The organism is Klebsiella terrigena, from assembly GCF_006539725.1.
GTDB lineage: Bacteria > Pseudomonadota > Gammaproteobacteria > Enterobacterales > Enterobacteriaceae > Klebsiella > Klebsiella terrigena.
In genome coordinates this window covers 1-15,803 of sequence record NZ_BJNO01000014.1, presented here as the reverse complement: position 1 = coordinate 15,803, position 15,803 = coordinate 1, and the positions used below count along the sequence as shown (strand labels likewise).

At 59.6% G+C, this 15,803-nt stretch carries 12 protein-coding genes; 7 read left to right on the top strand and 5 right to left on the bottom strand.

Annotation, left to right across the window (positions count from 1 at the left end; genetic code table 11):
- Window positions 1-3: 3 nt before the first annotated feature.
- Complete coding sequence (gene rdgC / locus RTE01_RS15755; RefSeq protein ID WP_041147534.1) at window positions 4-915, bottom strand: recombination-associated protein RdgC; 912 nt, start codon at window positions 913-915, stop codon at window positions 4-6.
- 91 nt (window positions 916-1,006) lie between these two features.
- Between rdgC and mak the strand changes: the two genes are divergently transcribed.
- Window positions 1,007-1,912 carry a fructokinase gene (gene mak / locus RTE01_RS15750; RefSeq protein ID WP_041144263.1) on the top strand — a complete coding sequence of 302 codons (906 nt, stop codon included), beginning with the start codon at window positions 1,007-1,009 and terminating at the stop codon, window positions 1,910-1,912.
- A 69-nt stretch (window positions 1,913-1,981) separates the two neighbouring features.
- Here mak and sbcC read toward each other — a convergent pair whose 3' ends face one another.
- The gene (gene sbcC, locus RTE01_RS15745) at window positions 1,982-5,116 is read right to left on the bottom strand and encodes an exonuclease subunit SbcC (RefSeq protein ID WP_141335165.1); all 3,135 of its coding nucleotides are present in this window, start codon (window positions 5,114-5,116) and stop codon (window positions 1,982-1,984) included.
- Entirely contained in the window at window positions 5,113-6,315 is a 1,203-nt protein-coding gene (gene sbcD, locus RTE01_RS15740; protein ID WP_141335163.1) for an exonuclease subunit SbcD, read from the bottom strand. Before sbcD ends, sbcC begins: the two co-directional genes overlap by 4 nt.
- Window positions 6,316-6,496: 181 nt before the next feature.
- Here sbcD and phoB point away from each other — a divergent pair, with 181 nt between their 5' ends.
- The 5 genes from phoB (at window position 6,497) to malZ (ending at window position 13,715) form a co-directional block, all read left to right on the top strand.
- Window positions 6,497-7,186 carry a phosphate response regulator transcription factor PhoB gene (gene phoB, locus RTE01_RS15735; RefSeq protein WP_004099401.1) on the top strand — a complete coding sequence of 230 codons (690 nt, stop codon included), beginning with the start codon at window positions 6,497-6,499 and terminating at the stop codon, window positions 7,184-7,186.
- Window positions 7,187-7,207: 21 nt separating this feature from the next.
- Entirely contained in the window at window positions 7,208-8,503 is a 1,296-nt protein-coding gene (gene phoR, locus RTE01_RS15730) for a phosphate regulon sensor histidine kinase PhoR (RefSeq protein WP_041144266.1), read from the top strand.
- 409 nt (window positions 8,504-8,912) lie between these two features.
- A complete protein-coding gene (brnQ, locus tag RTE01_RS15725) occupies window positions 8,913-10,232 on the top strand; it encodes a branched-chain amino acid transporter carrier protein BrnQ (protein WP_041144267.1) in 1,320 nt (439 codons plus the stop codon).
- A gap of 123 nt (window positions 10,233-10,355) precedes the next feature.
- Window positions 10,356-11,729, top strand: coding sequence for a proline-specific permease ProY (proY, locus tag RTE01_RS15720; RefSeq protein ID WP_141335161.1), 1,374 nt, complete (start codon window positions 10,356-10,358; stop codon window positions 11,727-11,729).
- Between the two features lie 162 nt (window positions 11,730-11,891).
- Window positions 11,892-13,715 carry a maltodextrin glucosidase gene (gene malZ, locus RTE01_RS15715; protein WP_141335159.1) on the top strand — a complete coding sequence of 608 codons (1,824 nt, stop codon included), beginning with the start codon at window positions 11,892-11,894 and terminating at the stop codon, window positions 13,713-13,715.
- Here malZ and RTE01_RS15710 read toward each other — a convergent pair.
- The gene (locus RTE01_RS15710; RefSeq protein WP_115193466.1) at window positions 13,706-14,608 is read right to left on the bottom strand and encodes a LysR family transcriptional regulator; all 903 of its coding nucleotides are present in this window, start codon (window positions 14,606-14,608) and stop codon (window positions 13,706-13,708) included. The genes malZ and RTE01_RS15710 overlap by 10 nt on opposite strands.
- Window positions 14,609-14,900: 292 nt before the next feature.
- On the opposite strand from RTE01_RS15710, the gene RTE01_RS15705 reads away from it, so the two are divergent.
- Window positions 14,901-15,542: a hydrolase gene (locus RTE01_RS15705; RefSeq protein ID WP_041144271.1), complete on the top strand. Its 642-nt coding sequence runs from the start codon at window positions 14,901-14,903 to the stop codon at window positions 15,540-15,542.
- Window positions 15,543-15,582: 40 nt separating this feature from the next.
- On the opposite strand, the gene RTE01_RS26245 is transcribed toward RTE01_RS15705, so the two are convergent.
- Window positions 15,583-15,803: hypothetical protein (locus tag RTE01_RS26245; protein ID WP_218029260.1), on the bottom strand; the 221-nt coding region annotated here is incomplete at its 5' end.

The window sequence follows — 15,803 nt, the reverse complement described above, 5'->3', positions numbered from 1 at the left end:
TGATTAGCGCTGGGCTTCTCCGCCCAGGGCTTCCACCAGATTCTGAATCAGCGCGGCCAGTTCGCCGGTCATCAGAATAAAATCGGCGTCAAAGCGCAGGGCAAAATCTTCCCGATCGATATCTTCATTCTGATCGCGCAGTTCGTCACAGAACTTCAGGCGCTTGATGGAGCCATCGTCACACATCAGGAACTGAATACGCTGCTGCCAGTCGAGGGCCAGCTTGGTGACGACTTTCCCGGCCTCAATGTGCACGGCGATTTCGTCGCTGACCAGATCCTGCTTCTTCGCGCGGATCACGCCGCCGTCTTCCAGCATAGCCTTCAGCTCGGCTTCATCCAGCAGCTGGAAGCCTTGCGCCACGGTGCCTGAGCGCACCCATTCGGTGAGCGTCAGCTCGATCGGGTTTTCCAGCGCCAGCGGGACAACCGGCAGCGAGCCTAAGGTTTTGCGCAGCAGAGCCAGCGTATCTTCCGCTTTTTTGGCGCTGGCGCAGTCCACCATGATCAGACCATTGACGGTATCGATCCACATCATGGTCTGGCTAAAGCGGCTGAAAGCGCGCGGCAGCAGCGAGTGCAGCACTTCGTCTTTCAGCGAATCTTTTTCGGTTTTCTTCAGCTTGCGGCCCTGCTCGGCTTCCAGCTTGAAGATCTTCGCTTCCAGCGCCTGTTTGATCACCGGAGACGGCAGGATCTTCTCTTCTTTGCGCGCGCAGATAACGATCTGGCCGTTTGTCGTGTGCGTCAGCGCATCGCTGTGCGAACCCATCGGCGATACCCAACCGGTTTTCGCCATATCCTGGCTACCACAAGGCGTAAACGTCAGCTCGGCCAGCTGTTTTTCCATCTCCTCGGCGCGCAGTGAAATGTCGCGGCTGAGACGGTAAACCATTAAATTTTTGAACCACAGCATGATAATTTCCACGGCTTTGTCGTTAAATCCAGCGGGCATGATAGCGAATTGTCGCTATGCTTGCATTGTTAATCGGGGAGAGGAGCATACAGTGCGTATTGGTATTGATTTAGGCGGCACGAAAACGGAAGTCATTGCCCTGAGTGATAAGGGAGAGCAGCTGTTTCGCCACCGTTTGCCGACTCCGCGGGACGATTATCGGCAAACGATAGAGAATATTGCCGCCCTGGTCGATATGGCAGAGCAGGCGACCGGAGAGCGCGGCAGCGTTGGTATGGGGATCCCCGGCTCGATTTCGCCGTACACCGGCGTAGTGAAAAATGCTAACTCCACCTGGCTCAACGGCCAGCCGTTCGATAAAGACCTGAGCCAGCGGCTGAATCGCGAAGTGCGGCTGGCGAACGATGCCAACTGCCTGGCGGTATCGGAAGCGGTGGATGGCGCCGCGGCGGGCGCTCAAACCGTATTTGCGGTCATTATCGGCACCGGCTGCGGCGCCGGCGTGGCGTTTAACGGTCGTTCGCATATTGGCGGCAACGGCGCCGCCGGCGAGTGGGGGCATAACCCGCTGCCGTGGATGGATGAGGACGAGCTGCGCTATCGCGCGGAAGTCCCGTGCTACTGCGCAAAGCAGGGGTGTATTGAAACCTTTATCTCCGGCACCGGCTTTGCCACCGACTATCGGCGTCTGGGCGGTCAGCCGTTAAAGGGCAGCGAGATCGTGCAGCGGGTCGGCGAGCAGGACCCGCTGGCGGAGCTGGCGCTGAGCCGCTACGAGATGCGGCTGGCAAAGTCGCTGGCCCACGTGATTAATATCCTCGACCCGGACGTTATCGTGCTCGGCGGCGGAATGAGCAACGTCGAGCGCCTGTACCAGACGGTACCCGCGCTGGTGAAAGGGTGGGTGTTTGGCGGCGAGTGTGAAACGCCGATCCGTAAAGCGCTGCACGGTGACTCCAGCGGCGTGCGCGGCGCGGCCTGGCTGTGGCCGCTGTAGGCGGCTGAGGAGAGGCTCCCGACTCCGGCTTCCCGGCGGCACCGCGCTGCCGGGAAGCCGGGTGGCGTTTTACTCCACCGCGTAGGCCTTATCGAGACGGCTGTATCCCAGCCCGTTGATTTTTTTCACCTTGATCTGCACCGGGATACGCTCCTTCATCGCTTCGACGTGGCTAATCACGCCGATCGCCTTGCCGCTGGCGTTAAGGGCATCCAGCGCGTCCAGCGCGGTATCCAGCGTTTCGCTATCGAGCGTACCGAACCCTTCGTCAAGGAACAGCGAATCAATACGCGTTTTATGACTCACCAGATCGGATAGCGCCAGCGCCAGCGCAAGGCTGACGAGGAAGCTTTCGCCGCCGGAAAGGGTGCGCGTATCGCGCACCGCGTCCGCCTGCCAGGTATCGACCACCTCCAGCTCCAGCGCTTCGCTGGCCTTGCGCTGCAGCTGATAGCGGCCGTGCAGGCGGTTGAGCTGATGGTTAGCCAGCCAGACAAGGTTATCCAGCGTCAGCCCCTGGGCAAATTTACGGAATTTATCGCCTTCTTTCGAGCCAATCAGCGAATTGAGCCACGCCCAGTCCTCCATCTGCTGCGCGGCGAGCGCGATCTCCTGCTGCAGCGCCTGCTGGCGCTGCTGGTTCTCGGCGTTCTGCTTCAGCTGCTGACGGATCTCCCCCTGACGGGCGCTGTTTTCCCGCAGCAGCGGGGCCAACTGCCGTAAGCGGGCCTCGACCTCTTCCATCGGCTGGGCGATGTCGGCCTCCGCCGGTGGCTGCTGCTGATGCTGCGCCAGCGCTTCGCGGGCCCGCAGGGCGAGAGCGCCGTTTTGCTGGAGCGTATTTTCCAGCGTCTGCCTGAGCTGCTCCAGGCGCTGGCGGGTCTCTTCGTCGAGCAGGGCGTCGAGAAACGCCTGCCGGTCGGCAAAGGGGCTGGCGGCCAGGGCGGCGGCGAACTGGCCCTCGGTTTCTGCCAGCAGCCGCTGCTGCTGGCTCTCCTGCTGGCTCAGGGTGCGCCACTGGCTCTGCAGCGCCAGGCAGTCGTCGTGCACCTGGCGCCAGCCCTCAAGCGGCGCGGGCGGGACCGCCTCTTCCGTCTCCGGCAGCGTCTCCAGCAGAGGGATCAGCTGCTGCAGGCGCTCCTGCAGGGCGGCAGATTCGTCGTGCCTGGTCTGCCAGCCGCGGGTTTCCTCTTCGCGCTCGGCCAGCCAGGCCGCCGCTGTTTCCGCCTCAGGCGCGCTGAGGGCAAAGGCCGCAAGCTCGGCGTTGAGGGCGCTGTGACGCTGGGCCAGATCCTGCTGCAGCTGCCGGAGCTGCAGCTCGCACTCCTGCTGCTGCGCCTGCCAGGCCAGCCGCTGCTGATGCTGATACAGCTGCTGCTCCCGCTCCTGCTGAGCGTCGAGCCAGCCGGGAATATCATCCTCCGGCCGCAGGTCAATCTGCAGTTCGCCGCTGACGCTCTGCCACTGCGAGGTAAGCGCTTGCTCCTGCTGGAGCAGCGAGTCTCGCTCCTCTTTTTGTTTAAGCTGTTGTTTCAACAGCGCATCCAGCTCGCCGCGCAGCTGGGCGCCTTCTTCTGCCAGCTGTTTAACCTCGCGCTCGAGGGCCTCGCGGCGGGCCTGATTCACGCCGGGCGTCAGCGCCCGATATTCGGCGACGGCCGGGTGTTCGCAGGAGCCGCAGAGCGGGCAAGGCGCGCCGGGCTGCAGGCGCGCGCGCTCCTCTTCCAGGCCGGCAATCCGCGCTTCCAGCTCGCAAATGGCTTTCACATCGCTGAACTGCTGATTTTTCTCTTTATAAGCCTGGCGCCGCTGGGTGAGCGTCGTTTCCAGCTTCTCCTGCTCCTCGCGGCCGGCCTGCTCCGTCGCCTGCAGCTGGCTGAGGCGCTGGCGCAGGGGCAGCAGACGGCTGTGCAGGGTTGCCAGCTGCTGACGCTGCGGGCGGGCGGCGGCGTGGCGGGCAAGGTCGTGGCGTACCTGGTCGGCATCCAGCGCCAGCGTCGCCGGCGGCAGTTCGCCGAGCCGACGGCGGGTTTCCGCCAGCCGCTGCTCCAGCCCGGCCTGCTGCTGCGCGTCGCGCGCCTGCTGCTGGAACGCCGCCCGCCAGCCTGCCAGGGCATTGCCCCACTGGCGATAGCGGTCGTTGGCCTTCAGCCATTCGGCGAGCGATTGCTGGGTCTGCTGCAGCTGGCTCGTTTGCTGCTGCGCCGCGAGACGAATGCCTGCCCGCAGCCGCAGCCGATCGTGTAAGCGAGTATTTACTTCCTCCACCTGACGGCGGGTCTGCGCCAGCGCCTCGGCCTGCTCCTGCTGTCGGGTCCACAGCGGACGCAGCTGGTCGGCAGGCTGCGCCTGCTGCAGCGCCGCCAGCTGCGGCTGGGCCTGCTCCAGCGCCTGCTGCGCTTCTCGCAGTTGCGTCTGGGTCTGGCTCTCGTCGCGGATGAGCTCCTGCTGGCGCAGCAGCCATTGCAGCGTATTTTGCTCACGCGCCTGCTCGGCGAGGCGCTGCTGTTCTTCAGCAGTAAGTACTTGCAAACTTTGCTGCAGCGCCTGCTGCTGATCGTCGCTTAGCAGCAGAACGCCGGAGGCCTGGGCCTGCAGCTTTTCCAGCTCGCTGCGGGCGAGCTTGTGCTTTTCAAACACCTGGGCGGAGATCTGCCCGTAGATTTCGGTGCCGGTGAGCTCCTCCAGCAGCTCCGCGCGCTCTTTGGGTTTGGCGTTAAGAAAGGCGGCGAACTGGCCCTGGGAGAGGAGCATCGAGCGGGTAAAGCGGCCGTAATCGAGGCCGGTGAGCGAGGCGGTCATCTCCAGCTTGTCTTTGACTTTGTCGGCAAGAATTTGCCCATCGTCGCAGCGGGCCAGTTCGACGCGGGGCGCCTGCAGGTTGCCGTCGGGCTGGTTGCGCGCGCGGTTCTGGCTCCAGAAGGCGCGGTAGGCGGTGCCTTTGACCTCAAACTCAACTTCAGCCAGGCATTCGGCGGTATTGCGGGTCATCAAATCGTTTTGCGATTGCGACACGCTGCTCAGGCGCGGCGTTTCGTGGTACAGCGCGAGGCAGATAGCGTCCAGCAGCGTCGTTTTCCCGGCCCCCGTCGGCCCGACGATCGCGAACAGCCCGTTGCTGGCGAAGGGTTCGGCGGTGAAATCAATTTTCCACTCGCCTTTCAGCGAGTTAAGGTTTTTCAGACGCAGGCTCAGAATTTTCACAGGTGCTCCTCACCGTTCAGGCTGTGCAGCGTTTCGTTGAACAGCTGCTCGAGGCGCTGCTGCTGCGGCTCTTCGAGATTCTCCAGCGCCAGGCGACGGGCAAAAACCTCCTCAACCCGCAGCTCGCTGAGGGTTTCCCGCCGCTCGCCGGCCAGAATGCGCTCGCGCTGGGCGCGGCTGCGGCGCACCAGCAGCACTTCCACCGGCAGCGCTTCGCAGCGGACCTGGATCTGGCGCTGAATATCGTGCAGATATTCATCGCTGGTGATTTCAATATCCAGCCAGGCGGCGGGCAGTTCCGCGCTGTCCTGCCATTGGTCAAGCTGTTCGCTGATGCTGGCGAAATCGCCCTTTAGCACCGCCAGCGGCTGAACTATCGGCACCGTCAGCGGGCTAACGTCCGTCAGTCGGCCGTCGGTAAAGGTCACCAGATTGACGCTTTTACTTTTCCCGGTCTCATCAAAGCTCAGGGAGATTGGCGAGCCGCTGTAGCGTATATGCTCGCAGCCGCCGACGATCTGCGCCCGGTGGATATGGCCCAGCGCGATATAGTCGACGGGAGGAAAACGGCTGGCCGGGAAGGCATCGAGGGTGCCGATGTAGATTTCGCGCACCGCGTCGCTTTTGCTGGCGCCGACGGTGGTCAGGTGGCCGCTGGCGATAATCGGCAGCGGCCGGTCGCCGCGCAGGTCGCAGGCCTGCTGGTACTGCTGCTGATAGTAGTCGCTGATGGCGGTGAGCAGCAGCTGCTGCTTTTCACCGCTGGAGTGTCCGGCCTGGCTGGTGACCAGCTCGCGCGGGCGCAGGAAGGGGACCGGGCAGAATATCGCCCCCGGCGAGCCGTCGCGCAGCGGCAGAACGAAGGGGGCATGGCCGGCGTTCGCCACGACCGTGGTTTTTAAAAAGGCCAGGATGTCGCGCGATTCATTCAGCGTGGCAACCGAATCATGGTTGCCCGCCAGCACCACCAGCCGACAGCCGGTTTGCTGGAGCTGAACCACGAAGTGGTTATAGAGCTCGCGGGCGTAGCTCGGCGGCGAGCCGGTATCAAAGATATCGCCGGCGACAATAATGGCATCGACCTCGTGCTCCTGCGCGCTGGCCAGCAGCCAGTCGAGAAAGGCCGCATGCTCAGCGGCGCGGCTTTTGCTGTAAAAGTTTTGCCCGAGATGCCAGTCAGAGGTGTGAATGATGCGCATAAATATTCCGTTGCCTAAGAGCGTTGCCGCCATTATACCATCGACGCAGGGGGAGTTAAGTGCGTGTCATAATTCAAAATCCTCGATCGTCAGGCGACCATTTTTTTCATAAATCTGTCACAAAACTGACGCATAATGGCGCCGCACTCTATACTGATGGCTAAAAAATACAGGGTAAATAATGGCGAGAAGAATTCTGGTCGTTGAAGATGAAGCTCCAATCCGCGAAATGGTCTGCTTTGTTCTGGAACAAAACGGCTTTCAGCCCGTCGAGGCGGAAGATTTTGACAGCGCGGTGAACCAGCTCAATGAACCCTGGCCCGATCTGATTCTCCTTGACTGGATGCTGCCGGGTGGTTCGGGCCTGCAGTTTATTAAGCAGCTTAAGCGTGAGGCGATGACCCGCGATATTCCGGTGGTGATGCTGACCGCTCGCGGTGAAGAGGAAGATCGCGTTCGCGGCCTCGAGACCGGCGCCGACGATTACATCACCAAGCCTTTCTCGCCGAAAGAGCTGGTGGCGCGAATCAAAGCCGTGATGCGGCGCATTTCCCCGATGGCGGTGGAAGAGGTGATTGAAATGCAGGGGCTGAGCCTCGATCCCTCCTCCCATCGCGTGATGACCGGCGAAAACCCGCTGGACATGGGACCGACCGAGTTTAAGTTATTACACTTCTTTATGACCCATCCGGAACGCGTATACAGCCGCGAGCAGCTGCTGAATCACGTCTGGGGAACCAACGTGTATGTAGAAGACCGAACGGTAGACGTGCATATTCGCCGTCTGCGTAAAGCGCTGGAACACAGTGGCCATGACCGGATGGTACAAACGGTTCGCGGCACGGGATATCGTTTCTCCGCCCGTTTCTGAATGTCGACAGGAGTGTGAACCGTGCTGGAACGGCTGTCATGGAAAAGGCTGGCGCTTGAGCTTTTCTTATCTTGTATCCCGGCCCTGATTCTCGGGGCGCTATTTGGTCATTTGCCGTGGTTCTTACTGGCGGCGGTGACCGGACTTCTTATCTGGCATTTCTGGAATTTATTACGTCTTTCGTGGTGGCTGTGGGTGGACCGCAGCATGACGCCACCGCCGGGGAGCGGCAGCTGGGAACCGCTGCTGTACGGCCTCCACCAGATGCAGATGCGTAATAAAAAACGCCGACGCGAGCTGGGCAGCCTGATCAAACGCTTTCGCAGCGGGGCGGAATCGCTGCCCGACGCGGTGGTGCTGACCACCGAGGAGGGGGCGATCTTCTGGTGTAACGGCCTGGCACAGCAGATCCTCAATCTGCGCTGGCCGGACGACAGCGGACAAAATATCCTTAACCTCCTGCGCTATCCTGAATTTGCCAACTACCTCAAAAGCAAAGATTTCAGCAAACCGCTTAATCTGATCCTTAATAACGCCCGTCATCTGGAAATCCGCGTGATGCCCTACAGCGATAAGCAGATGCTGATGGTGGCGCGCGACGTGACGCAGATGCACCAGCTTGAAGGCGCCCGGCGCAACTTTTTTGCCAACGTTAGCCACGAGCTGCGCACGCCGCTAACGGTGCTGCAGGGGTATCTGGAGATGATGCAGGAGCAGGTGCTGGAAGGGATGACGCGGGAAAAGGCCCTGCATACCATGCGCGAGCAAACTCAGCGTATGGAGGGATTGGTTAAACAGCTGCTGACCCTGTCGCGTATTGAAGCGGCCCCGGTTCTGGCGATGAACGACAAAATTGACGTGCCGATGATGCTGCGGGTTGTCGAGCGCGAGGCGCAAACGCTCAGCCAGAAAAAGCATACCCTGCACTTTGTGGTCGATGAGTCGCTGCAGGTGCTCGGTAACGATGAGCAGCTGCGCAGCGCGATCTCGAATCTGGTGTATAACGCGGTCAACCATACGCCGGAGGGAACGGAAATTACCGTCAGCTGGCAGAAAGCGCCGCACGGCGCGCTGTTTAGCGTTGAGGATAACGGCCCGGGGATCGCGCCCGAGCATATTCCGCGGCTGACCGAGCGCTTCTATCGCGTGGATAAAGCGCGCTCGCGGCAAACCGGGGGCAGCGGCCTGGGACTGGCTATCGTTAAGCATGCGGTCAACCATCACGACAGCCGGCTGGATATTGAGAGCACGCCCGGTAAAGGAACGCGGTTTAGCTTCCTGCTGCCGGAACGTTTAATTGCCAAAAAAAGCGACTAGACGCCGCGCTGTCAACATAACTTGTCAATGACCAGCTCCGGCTGGTCATTTTCGTTTGCAGTCAATTTTCAGCTGCGTAATTAACGAACGTCTGCTGCTTTTTTGTTCGCATGATTGGCCACATGTTTTCCTTCATTATGGTTAATAACGCTGGTTGAAATTGTAGACTTAGCATAATCATCTGCTTTTACGATCCCGCCTTGCTTTAAAACGTTATAAGCGTTTAAATTGCGCCCCATGCAGTCGTAGACAGACTGCTTTTGCGTGGTATTTCAAAAAACAATTCTTTCCCACGCCGCTTCGGGAGCATATCTCGCTGAGTTTCCGGCAATAGCCGCTGTATCATCCCTAAGGGAAGGCACGGTATTTTTCCGTTTAACACCACCACATCCACAGGCAGTATGAATTTATGACCCATCAGTTAAAATCTCGCGACATCATAGCGTTGGGCTTTATGACCTTCGCGCTGTTCGTCGGTGCAGGCAACATCATCTTCCCCCCAATGGTTGGTTTACAGGCTGGTGAACACGTCTGGACCGCCGCTATCGGCTTTCTGATCACCGCCGTGGGTTTACCGGTGCTGACGGTCGTGGCGCTGGCGAAAGTCGGCGGCGGCGTTGAAAGCCTGAGCACCCCGATTGGCAAAGTGGCGGGGATTCTGCTGGCCGTCGTCTGCTACCTGGCGGTAGGACCGCTGTTCGCGACTCCGCGTACCGCGACGGTCTCCTTTGAAGTGGGGATTGCCCCGCTGACCGGCGACGGCGCGATGCCGCTGCTGATTTATAGCGTCATCTATTTCGCCCTGGTGATCCTCGTTTCGTTATATCCCGGCAAGCTGCTGGATACCGTCGGCAATTTCCTCGCTCCGCTGAAAATCATTGCCCTGATTATTCTCGCCGTTGCGGCGATTATTTGGCCGGCAGGCCCGATCAGCAACGCGCTGGAGGCCTACCGCACCGCGCCGTTCTCAAACGGCTTCGTCAACGGCTATCTGACGATGGATACCCTCGGCGCGATGGTCTTCGGGATCGTCATTGTTAACGCCGCCCGCTCTCGTGGCGTCAGCGAAGCGCGCCTGCTGACCCGCTATACCGTGTGGGCCGGCCTGATGGCAGGCGTTGGCCTGACGTTGCTGTACCTGGCCCTGTTCCGCCTCGGCTCCGACAGCGCGACCCTGGTCGATCAGTCGGCTAACGGCGCGGCCATTCTGCACTCGTACGTCCAGCACACCTTCGGTGGCGCGGGAAGCTTTATGCTGGCGGCGCTGATTTTCATTGCCTGCCTGGTGACCGCAGTTGGCCTGACCTGCGCCTGTGCGGAATTTTTCGCCCAGTACCTGCCGTTCTCCTACCGCTCGCTGGTGTTTATTCTCGGCATCTTCTCGATGGCGGTCTCCAACCTCGGGCTGAGCCACCTGATTCAGATTTCGATCCCGGTGCTGACGGCTATCTATCCGCCGTGTATCGCACTGGTGGTATTAAGCTTTACCCGCAACTGGTGGCATAATTCGTCCCGCGTTATTGCGCCGGCCATGTTTATCAGCCTGATGTTTGGTATCATTGACGGCATTAAAACGTCGGCCTTTGCCGATATGCTGCCGGCGTGGACCGCGCGTCTGCCTTTGGCAGAGCAGGGTCTGGCCTGGCTCATGCCGACTGCCGTGATGGTGGTTCTGGCGGTGGTTTGGGATCGCGCCGCAGGGCGTCAGGTGACATCCAGCGCGCACTAGCCGACGTTTAAAAATCAGTGTTAAACCACGGGACTTCAGGTCCCGTGGTTTTTTGTTTTTCAGGTAATCCTCTTTTGATCTTCGCCCGACGAAGGCTAAAGGAGAAAAACGGCATGGAATACGATGGAAAGTAGTAACAAACTTAAGCGCGGGCTAAGTACCCGGCATATCCGCTTTATGGCGCTGGGTTCGGCAATTGGTACCGGCCTGTTCTATGGTTCGGCCGATGCGATTAAAATGGCCGGCCCGAGCGTGCTGCTGGCCTATATTATCGGCGGCGTGGCGGCGTACATTATTATGCGCGCGCTGGGCGAGATGTCGGTGCATAACCCCGCCGCCAGCTCATTTTCACGCTACGCGCAGGACTATCTCGGCCCGCTGGCGGGCTATATCACCGGCTGGACCTACTGCTTTGAAATTCTGATTGTCGCCATCGCCGACGTGACGGCCTTCGGCATCTATATGGGCGTCTGGTTCCCGACGGTTCCGCACTGGATCTGGGTGCTCAGCGTGGTGCTGATTATCTGTGCCGTCAACCTGATGAGCGTGAAGGTGTTTGGCGAGCTGGAGTTCTGGTTCTCCTTCTTTAAAGTCGCCACCATTATCATCATGATCCTCGCCGGTTTCGGCATCATTATCTGGGGCATTGGCAACGGCGGCCAGCCGACCGGCATCCACAATCTGTGGAGCAACGGCGGCTTCTTCAGCAACGGCTGGCTGGGAATGGTGATGTCGCTGCAGATGGTGATGTTCGCCTACGGCGGGATTGAAATCATCGGTATTACCGCCGGGGAGGCGGAAGACCCGGAGAAATCCATTCCGCGCGCCATCAACTCGGTCCCGATGCGTATTCTGGTGTTCTACGTCGGCACGCTGTTCGTGATTATGTCTATTTATCCGTGGAACCAGGTCGGGACTAACGGCAGCCCGTTCGTCTTAACCTTCCAGCATATGGGCATCGCGTTTGCCGCCAGCATCCTCAACTTTGTGGTGCTGACCGCCTCGCTTTCGGCGATTAACAGCGACGTATTCGGCGTCGGGCGCATGCTGCACGGCATGGCCGAGCAGGGCAGCGCGCCTAAGATGTTCGCCAAAACGTCGCGCCGCGGCGTGCCGTGGGTGACGGTGATGGTGATGACCATCGCGCTGCTGTTTGCGGTCTACCTCAACTACATCATGCCGGAAAACGTCTTCCTGGTGATCGCCTCCCTGGCAACCTTTGCGACGGTGTGGGTGTGGATTATGATCCTGCTGTCGCAGATTGCCTTCCGTCGCCGTCTGCCGCCGGAAGAGGCCTGGGCGCTGAAATTTAAAGTACCGGGCGGCGTGGCGACCACGGCGGTAGGCCTGGCGTTTCTCGTCTTTATCATTGCGCTGATTGGCTACCATCCGGATACGCGTATTTCCCTGTACGTCGGCTTCGCCTGGATAGCGCTGCTGCTGGTTGGTTGGAAGCTGAAAACTCGCCGCGACCGTCAGCTGGCGCAGGCCCGCTAGGCGGGCCGCTCGCCTGCCGGATATGCGCGCGCTATCCGGCAGGCTATTGGCGCTTTTCCGATATCCTCCTCCGCTCTCCTCCCCCAATAATTCTGCCGATGATGAGTCATACCCCTGAGCGCTGTGGCAAGGTGTGCCCATTCTGTACAGAGAGGAATAACGATGTTGAAGGCATGGCACCTGCCTGTTGCCCCGTTTATCAAGGAGCAGCAGGGACGACTCTTTATCACCCTATGGGTCAGCGGCGATGAGCTGCCGCAGCGCGTTACGCTGCGTGCGGAAGAAGACAACGAAGAGCTTTCGCTGCCGATGCACCGCCTGCGCCAGGAGCCGCGGCCGGGCGTCGTCGCGTGGCGCGGCGAGATTAATCTGGCCAGCGGCCAGCCGCGTCGGCGCTATAGCTTCAAGCTGCTGTGGGCCGACCGGCAGCGCTGGTTTACCCCGCAGGGCTTTAACCGCTTCCCGCCGGCGCGGCTGGAGCAGTTTGCGGTCGATCTGCCGGACAGCGGCCCGCAGTGGGTTGCCGATCAGGTCTTTTATCAAATCTTTCCTGACCGCTTTGCGCGCAGCGAACCGCGCCAGGCCGAGCAGGACCAGCCCTACCATCACCACGCTGCGGGACAGGATATCGTTCAGAAGCAGTGGGATGAACCGTTAACCGGCGAGGCGGGCGGCTCAACCTTCTACGGCGGCGATCTGGACGGTATCAGCGAGAAGCTGCCGTATCTCAAGCAGCTGGGCGTCACGGCGCTGTACCTGAATCCGGTGTTTGTCGCGCCGAGCGTGCATAAATACGATACCGAAGATTATCGTCGCGTCGATCCGCAGTTTGGCGGGGACGCCGCGCTGCTGCGCCTGCGGCACAATACGCAGCGGGAGGGGATGCGCCTGATCCTCGACGGCGTGTTCAACCATACCGGAGATTCACACGTCTGGTTTGACCGCCACCAGCGCGGCAGCGGCGGAGCCTGCCACAGCGCGGATTCACCGTGGCGCGACTGGTTCACCTTTTCCCCCGAGGGGGAAGCGCATAGCTGGCTGGGCTACGCCAGCCTGCCGAAGCTGGATTATCGATCGACCAGCCTGATCAACGAAATCTACGCCGGGGAAGACAGCATCGTGCGTTACTGGCTGAAGGCGCCGTGGAGCATGGACGGCTGGCGCCTCGACGTGGTGCATATGCTGGGGGAAGGCGGCGGGGCGCGTAATAACCTGCGCCATATCGCCGGTATAACCCAGGCGGCAAAGGAGACGCAGCCGGAATCCTTTGTCTTTGGCGAACATTTCGGCGATGCGCGCCAGTGGCTGCAGGCCGATGCCGAAGATTCGGCGATGAACTACCGCGGGTTTACCTTCCCGCTGTGGGGCTTCCTGGCAAATACCGATATCTCTTACGATCCGCAGAAGATAGATGCGCAAACCTGCGTGGCGTGGATGGATAACTACCGCGCCGGGCTGTCGCACCAGCAGCAGCTGCGGATGTTTAACCAGCTTGATAGCCACGATACGGCGCGCTTTAAGTCGCTGCTGGGTAAGGACGTTGCGCGTCTGCCGCTGGCGGTGGTTTGGCTGTTCTGCTGGCCGGGAGTGCCGTGCATTTACTACGGCGACGAAGTGGGCGTTGATGGCAATAACGATCCGTTCTGCCGCAAACCCTTCCCGTGGGACCCGGCTTTGCAGGACGCTACGCTGCTGGGCCTGTATAAACGCATGGCGAAGCTGCGCAAGGCAAACCAGGCGCTGCGCTACGGCGGGTGTCAGGTGATTTATGCCGAAGAAAACGTGGTGGTATTTGCTCGGGTGTATAAAAATCAGCGCGTGCTGGTGGCTATCAACCGCGGTGAAGCCTGTGAGGTGGTGGTGGAGGATTCACCGCTGCTGGACGTGGGCGAGTGGCAGCTCAAAGAGGGCAGCGGAGCGCTGCACGACGGCGTGCTGACGCTTCCTGCCATCTCGGCCTGCGTTTGGTTTAGCCGTCAGGGATAAAGCTGGTGTAGAAACGGCTCTTCGAGAATGGCTTCCCGCCACCAGCGCTGGGCCAGGCCGTCGTTATCCGTACGCCAGGCCATGTAGGCGATATCCTTTTCGCGAAAAGAGATGACGGTTTTCTCCACCAGCTCGCCGCTCGCCAGCCACGGCCGGGCGACGTGACGGGGGAGAAAACCGCAGCCGATCCCGGCCCGCAGCAGCGCGACCTTGCTGGCAAAGTCATCGACGCGAATTTGCGACTGCTCGGTGAGAAGGTTGCTGTTGAGCGGGTGGCAGTGGCGGGCGCTATCGCTGATCACTACCGCGCGATGCAGGCTGAGCTGCTTGTTGGTCAGCGGTTGTACCGTTTCCGCCAGCGGGTGGCCAGGCGCGACCACAAAGACGTTATCCAGCGTGCCGAGCATTTTCCACGACCATTCGGCGGAGGTCGGCGGTTCGTTGATCGCGCCAAGAATGATATCCGCCCCGTTACGGGTCAGCTCTTCCCAGGCACCCGCCAGCGTATGGTGGGTAAAATTGAGGCGGGTTTGCGGATTTTGCGCGTAAAACGCGTCGATAAGCGGGAGTAGACGATCGAAAGGGAAGGAGGCGTCCAGCGCGATGGCCAGATCCCGCTCCCAGCCGGCATTCAGCTGCAGCGCCTGCTTTTCCAGATCCTTTGCCGCATTGAGCAGCAGCCGACCCTTTTCCAGCACCATTGTGCCGGTATCGGTAAACTTCGCCCGGTGTCCGCTGCGATCCAGCAGGGTGATACCGAGATCGCTTTCCAGCTTTTGGATCATGTAGCTCAGGGCGGCGGGCGTTTTATAGAGCGATTCTGCAGCGGTAGCGAAGGAGCCATGGGTCTCCAGGGCATCGAGGATCTGCAGGACATCAAGATTCAGGCGCATCGGTGGCTTACCGGTAATAAATAATTCCTCTGTTTTACCGAAGCCAGTTGCTCAATACCAGTGAATAATTTAGAACCGTTACCCGCAATTTTTTGATAAACATCATTATCACCCTCTTCGGCAATAGCGGGTTTTTTATTTCTTGCCTTTTATTTTTGAAATAAATTAGAAAAATTTCTTTAATAACTCGTTAGAAATTACTGACTATACTCACCATGCTTTATCCGTCAGGATCCAGACCCACAACAGCGCTGATTGTCTCTTTTTAACTTATTGATTAAGAAGGTATGTTATGTCTATTCGGGAACTGATTGATCCAACCAACTCAACGCTTATCTTTATTGACCATCAGCCGCAGATGTCGTTTGGTGTCGCCAATATCGATCGCCAGACGCTTAAAAATAATACCGTTGCGCTGGCCAAAGCGGGCAAGATTTTTAATGTTCCGGTGATTTACACCTCCGTGGAAACAAAGAGCTTTAGCGGCTATATCTGGCCAGAACTGCTGGCGGTGCACCCGCAGGTTAAACCGATAGAACGTACCTCAATGAACTCCTGGGAAGATGCGGGTTTCGTTAAGGCGGTTAAGGCTGCCGGGCGTAAGAAGCTGATTATTTCTGCGCTGTGGACCGAAGTCTGCCTGACGTTCCCGGCGCTGATGGCGCTGGAAGAGGGATATGAAGTGTACGTTGTGACCGACACTTCCGGCGGGACCTCCGTCGATGCGCATGAACGCTCGATTGACCGCATGGTGCAGGCCGGCGCGGTGCCGGTAACCTGGCAGCAGGTGCTGCTTGAGTACCAGCGCGACTGGTCGCGCAAAGAGACCTACGACGCGGTGATGGATCTGGTTCGCGAACATAGCGGCGCGTACGGCATGGGCGTGGATTACGCGTATACCATGGTACACGGCGCGCCGGAGCGCCAGGCCTAAATACACTTCATCCTTCAGGCTGCCTCTTTGTTGGCTGCACTCAGAAACCCCAGTCACATAGTTGCCTATGCTCCTGGGGATTTCTTCCCTTGCCGCCTCGATGCAGCATGAATGATTTTGTGTATTTCAAGCTTGCCTCTTTGCTGGCTTCGTTTGCCCGCCCCGGCGCAGCTTGAATGATTTTGTGTATTTCAAGCTGCCTCTTGGTTGGCTTTGTTTGCCCGCCCCGGCGTAGCTTGAATGATTTTGTGTATTTCAAGC

Excerpts from the sequence above, each read along its gene's own strand:
- rdgC (WP_041147534.1), bottom strand. The coding sequence starts at position 915 with ATGCTGTGGTTCAAAAATTTAATGGTTTACCGTCTCAGCCGCGACATT.
- sbcD (WP_141335163.1), bottom strand. The coding sequence starts at position 6,315 with ATGCGCATCATTCACACCTCTGACTGGCATCTCGGGCAAAACTTTTAC.
- phoB (WP_004099401.1), top strand. The coding sequence starts at position 6,497 with ATGGCGAGAAGAATTCTGGTCGTTGAAGATGAAGCTCCAATCCGCGAA.
- brnQ (WP_041144267.1), top strand. The coding sequence starts at position 8,913 with ATGACCCATCAGTTAAAATCTCGCGACATCATAGCGTTGGGCTTTATG.
- proY (WP_141335161.1), top strand. The coding sequence starts at position 10,356 with ATGGAAAGTAGTAACAAACTTAAGCGCGGGCTAAGTACCCGGCATATC.
- malZ (WP_141335159.1), top strand. The coding sequence starts at position 11,892 with ATGTTGAAGGCATGGCACCTGCCTGTTGCCCCGTTTATCAAGGAGCAG.
- RTE01_RS15710 (WP_115193466.1), bottom strand. The coding sequence starts at position 14,608 with ATGCGCCTGAATCTTGATGTCCTGCAGATCCTCGATGCCCTGGAGACC.
- RTE01_RS15705 (WP_041144271.1), top strand. The coding sequence starts at position 14,901 with ATGTCTATTCGGGAACTGATTGATCCAACCAACTCAACGCTTATCTTT.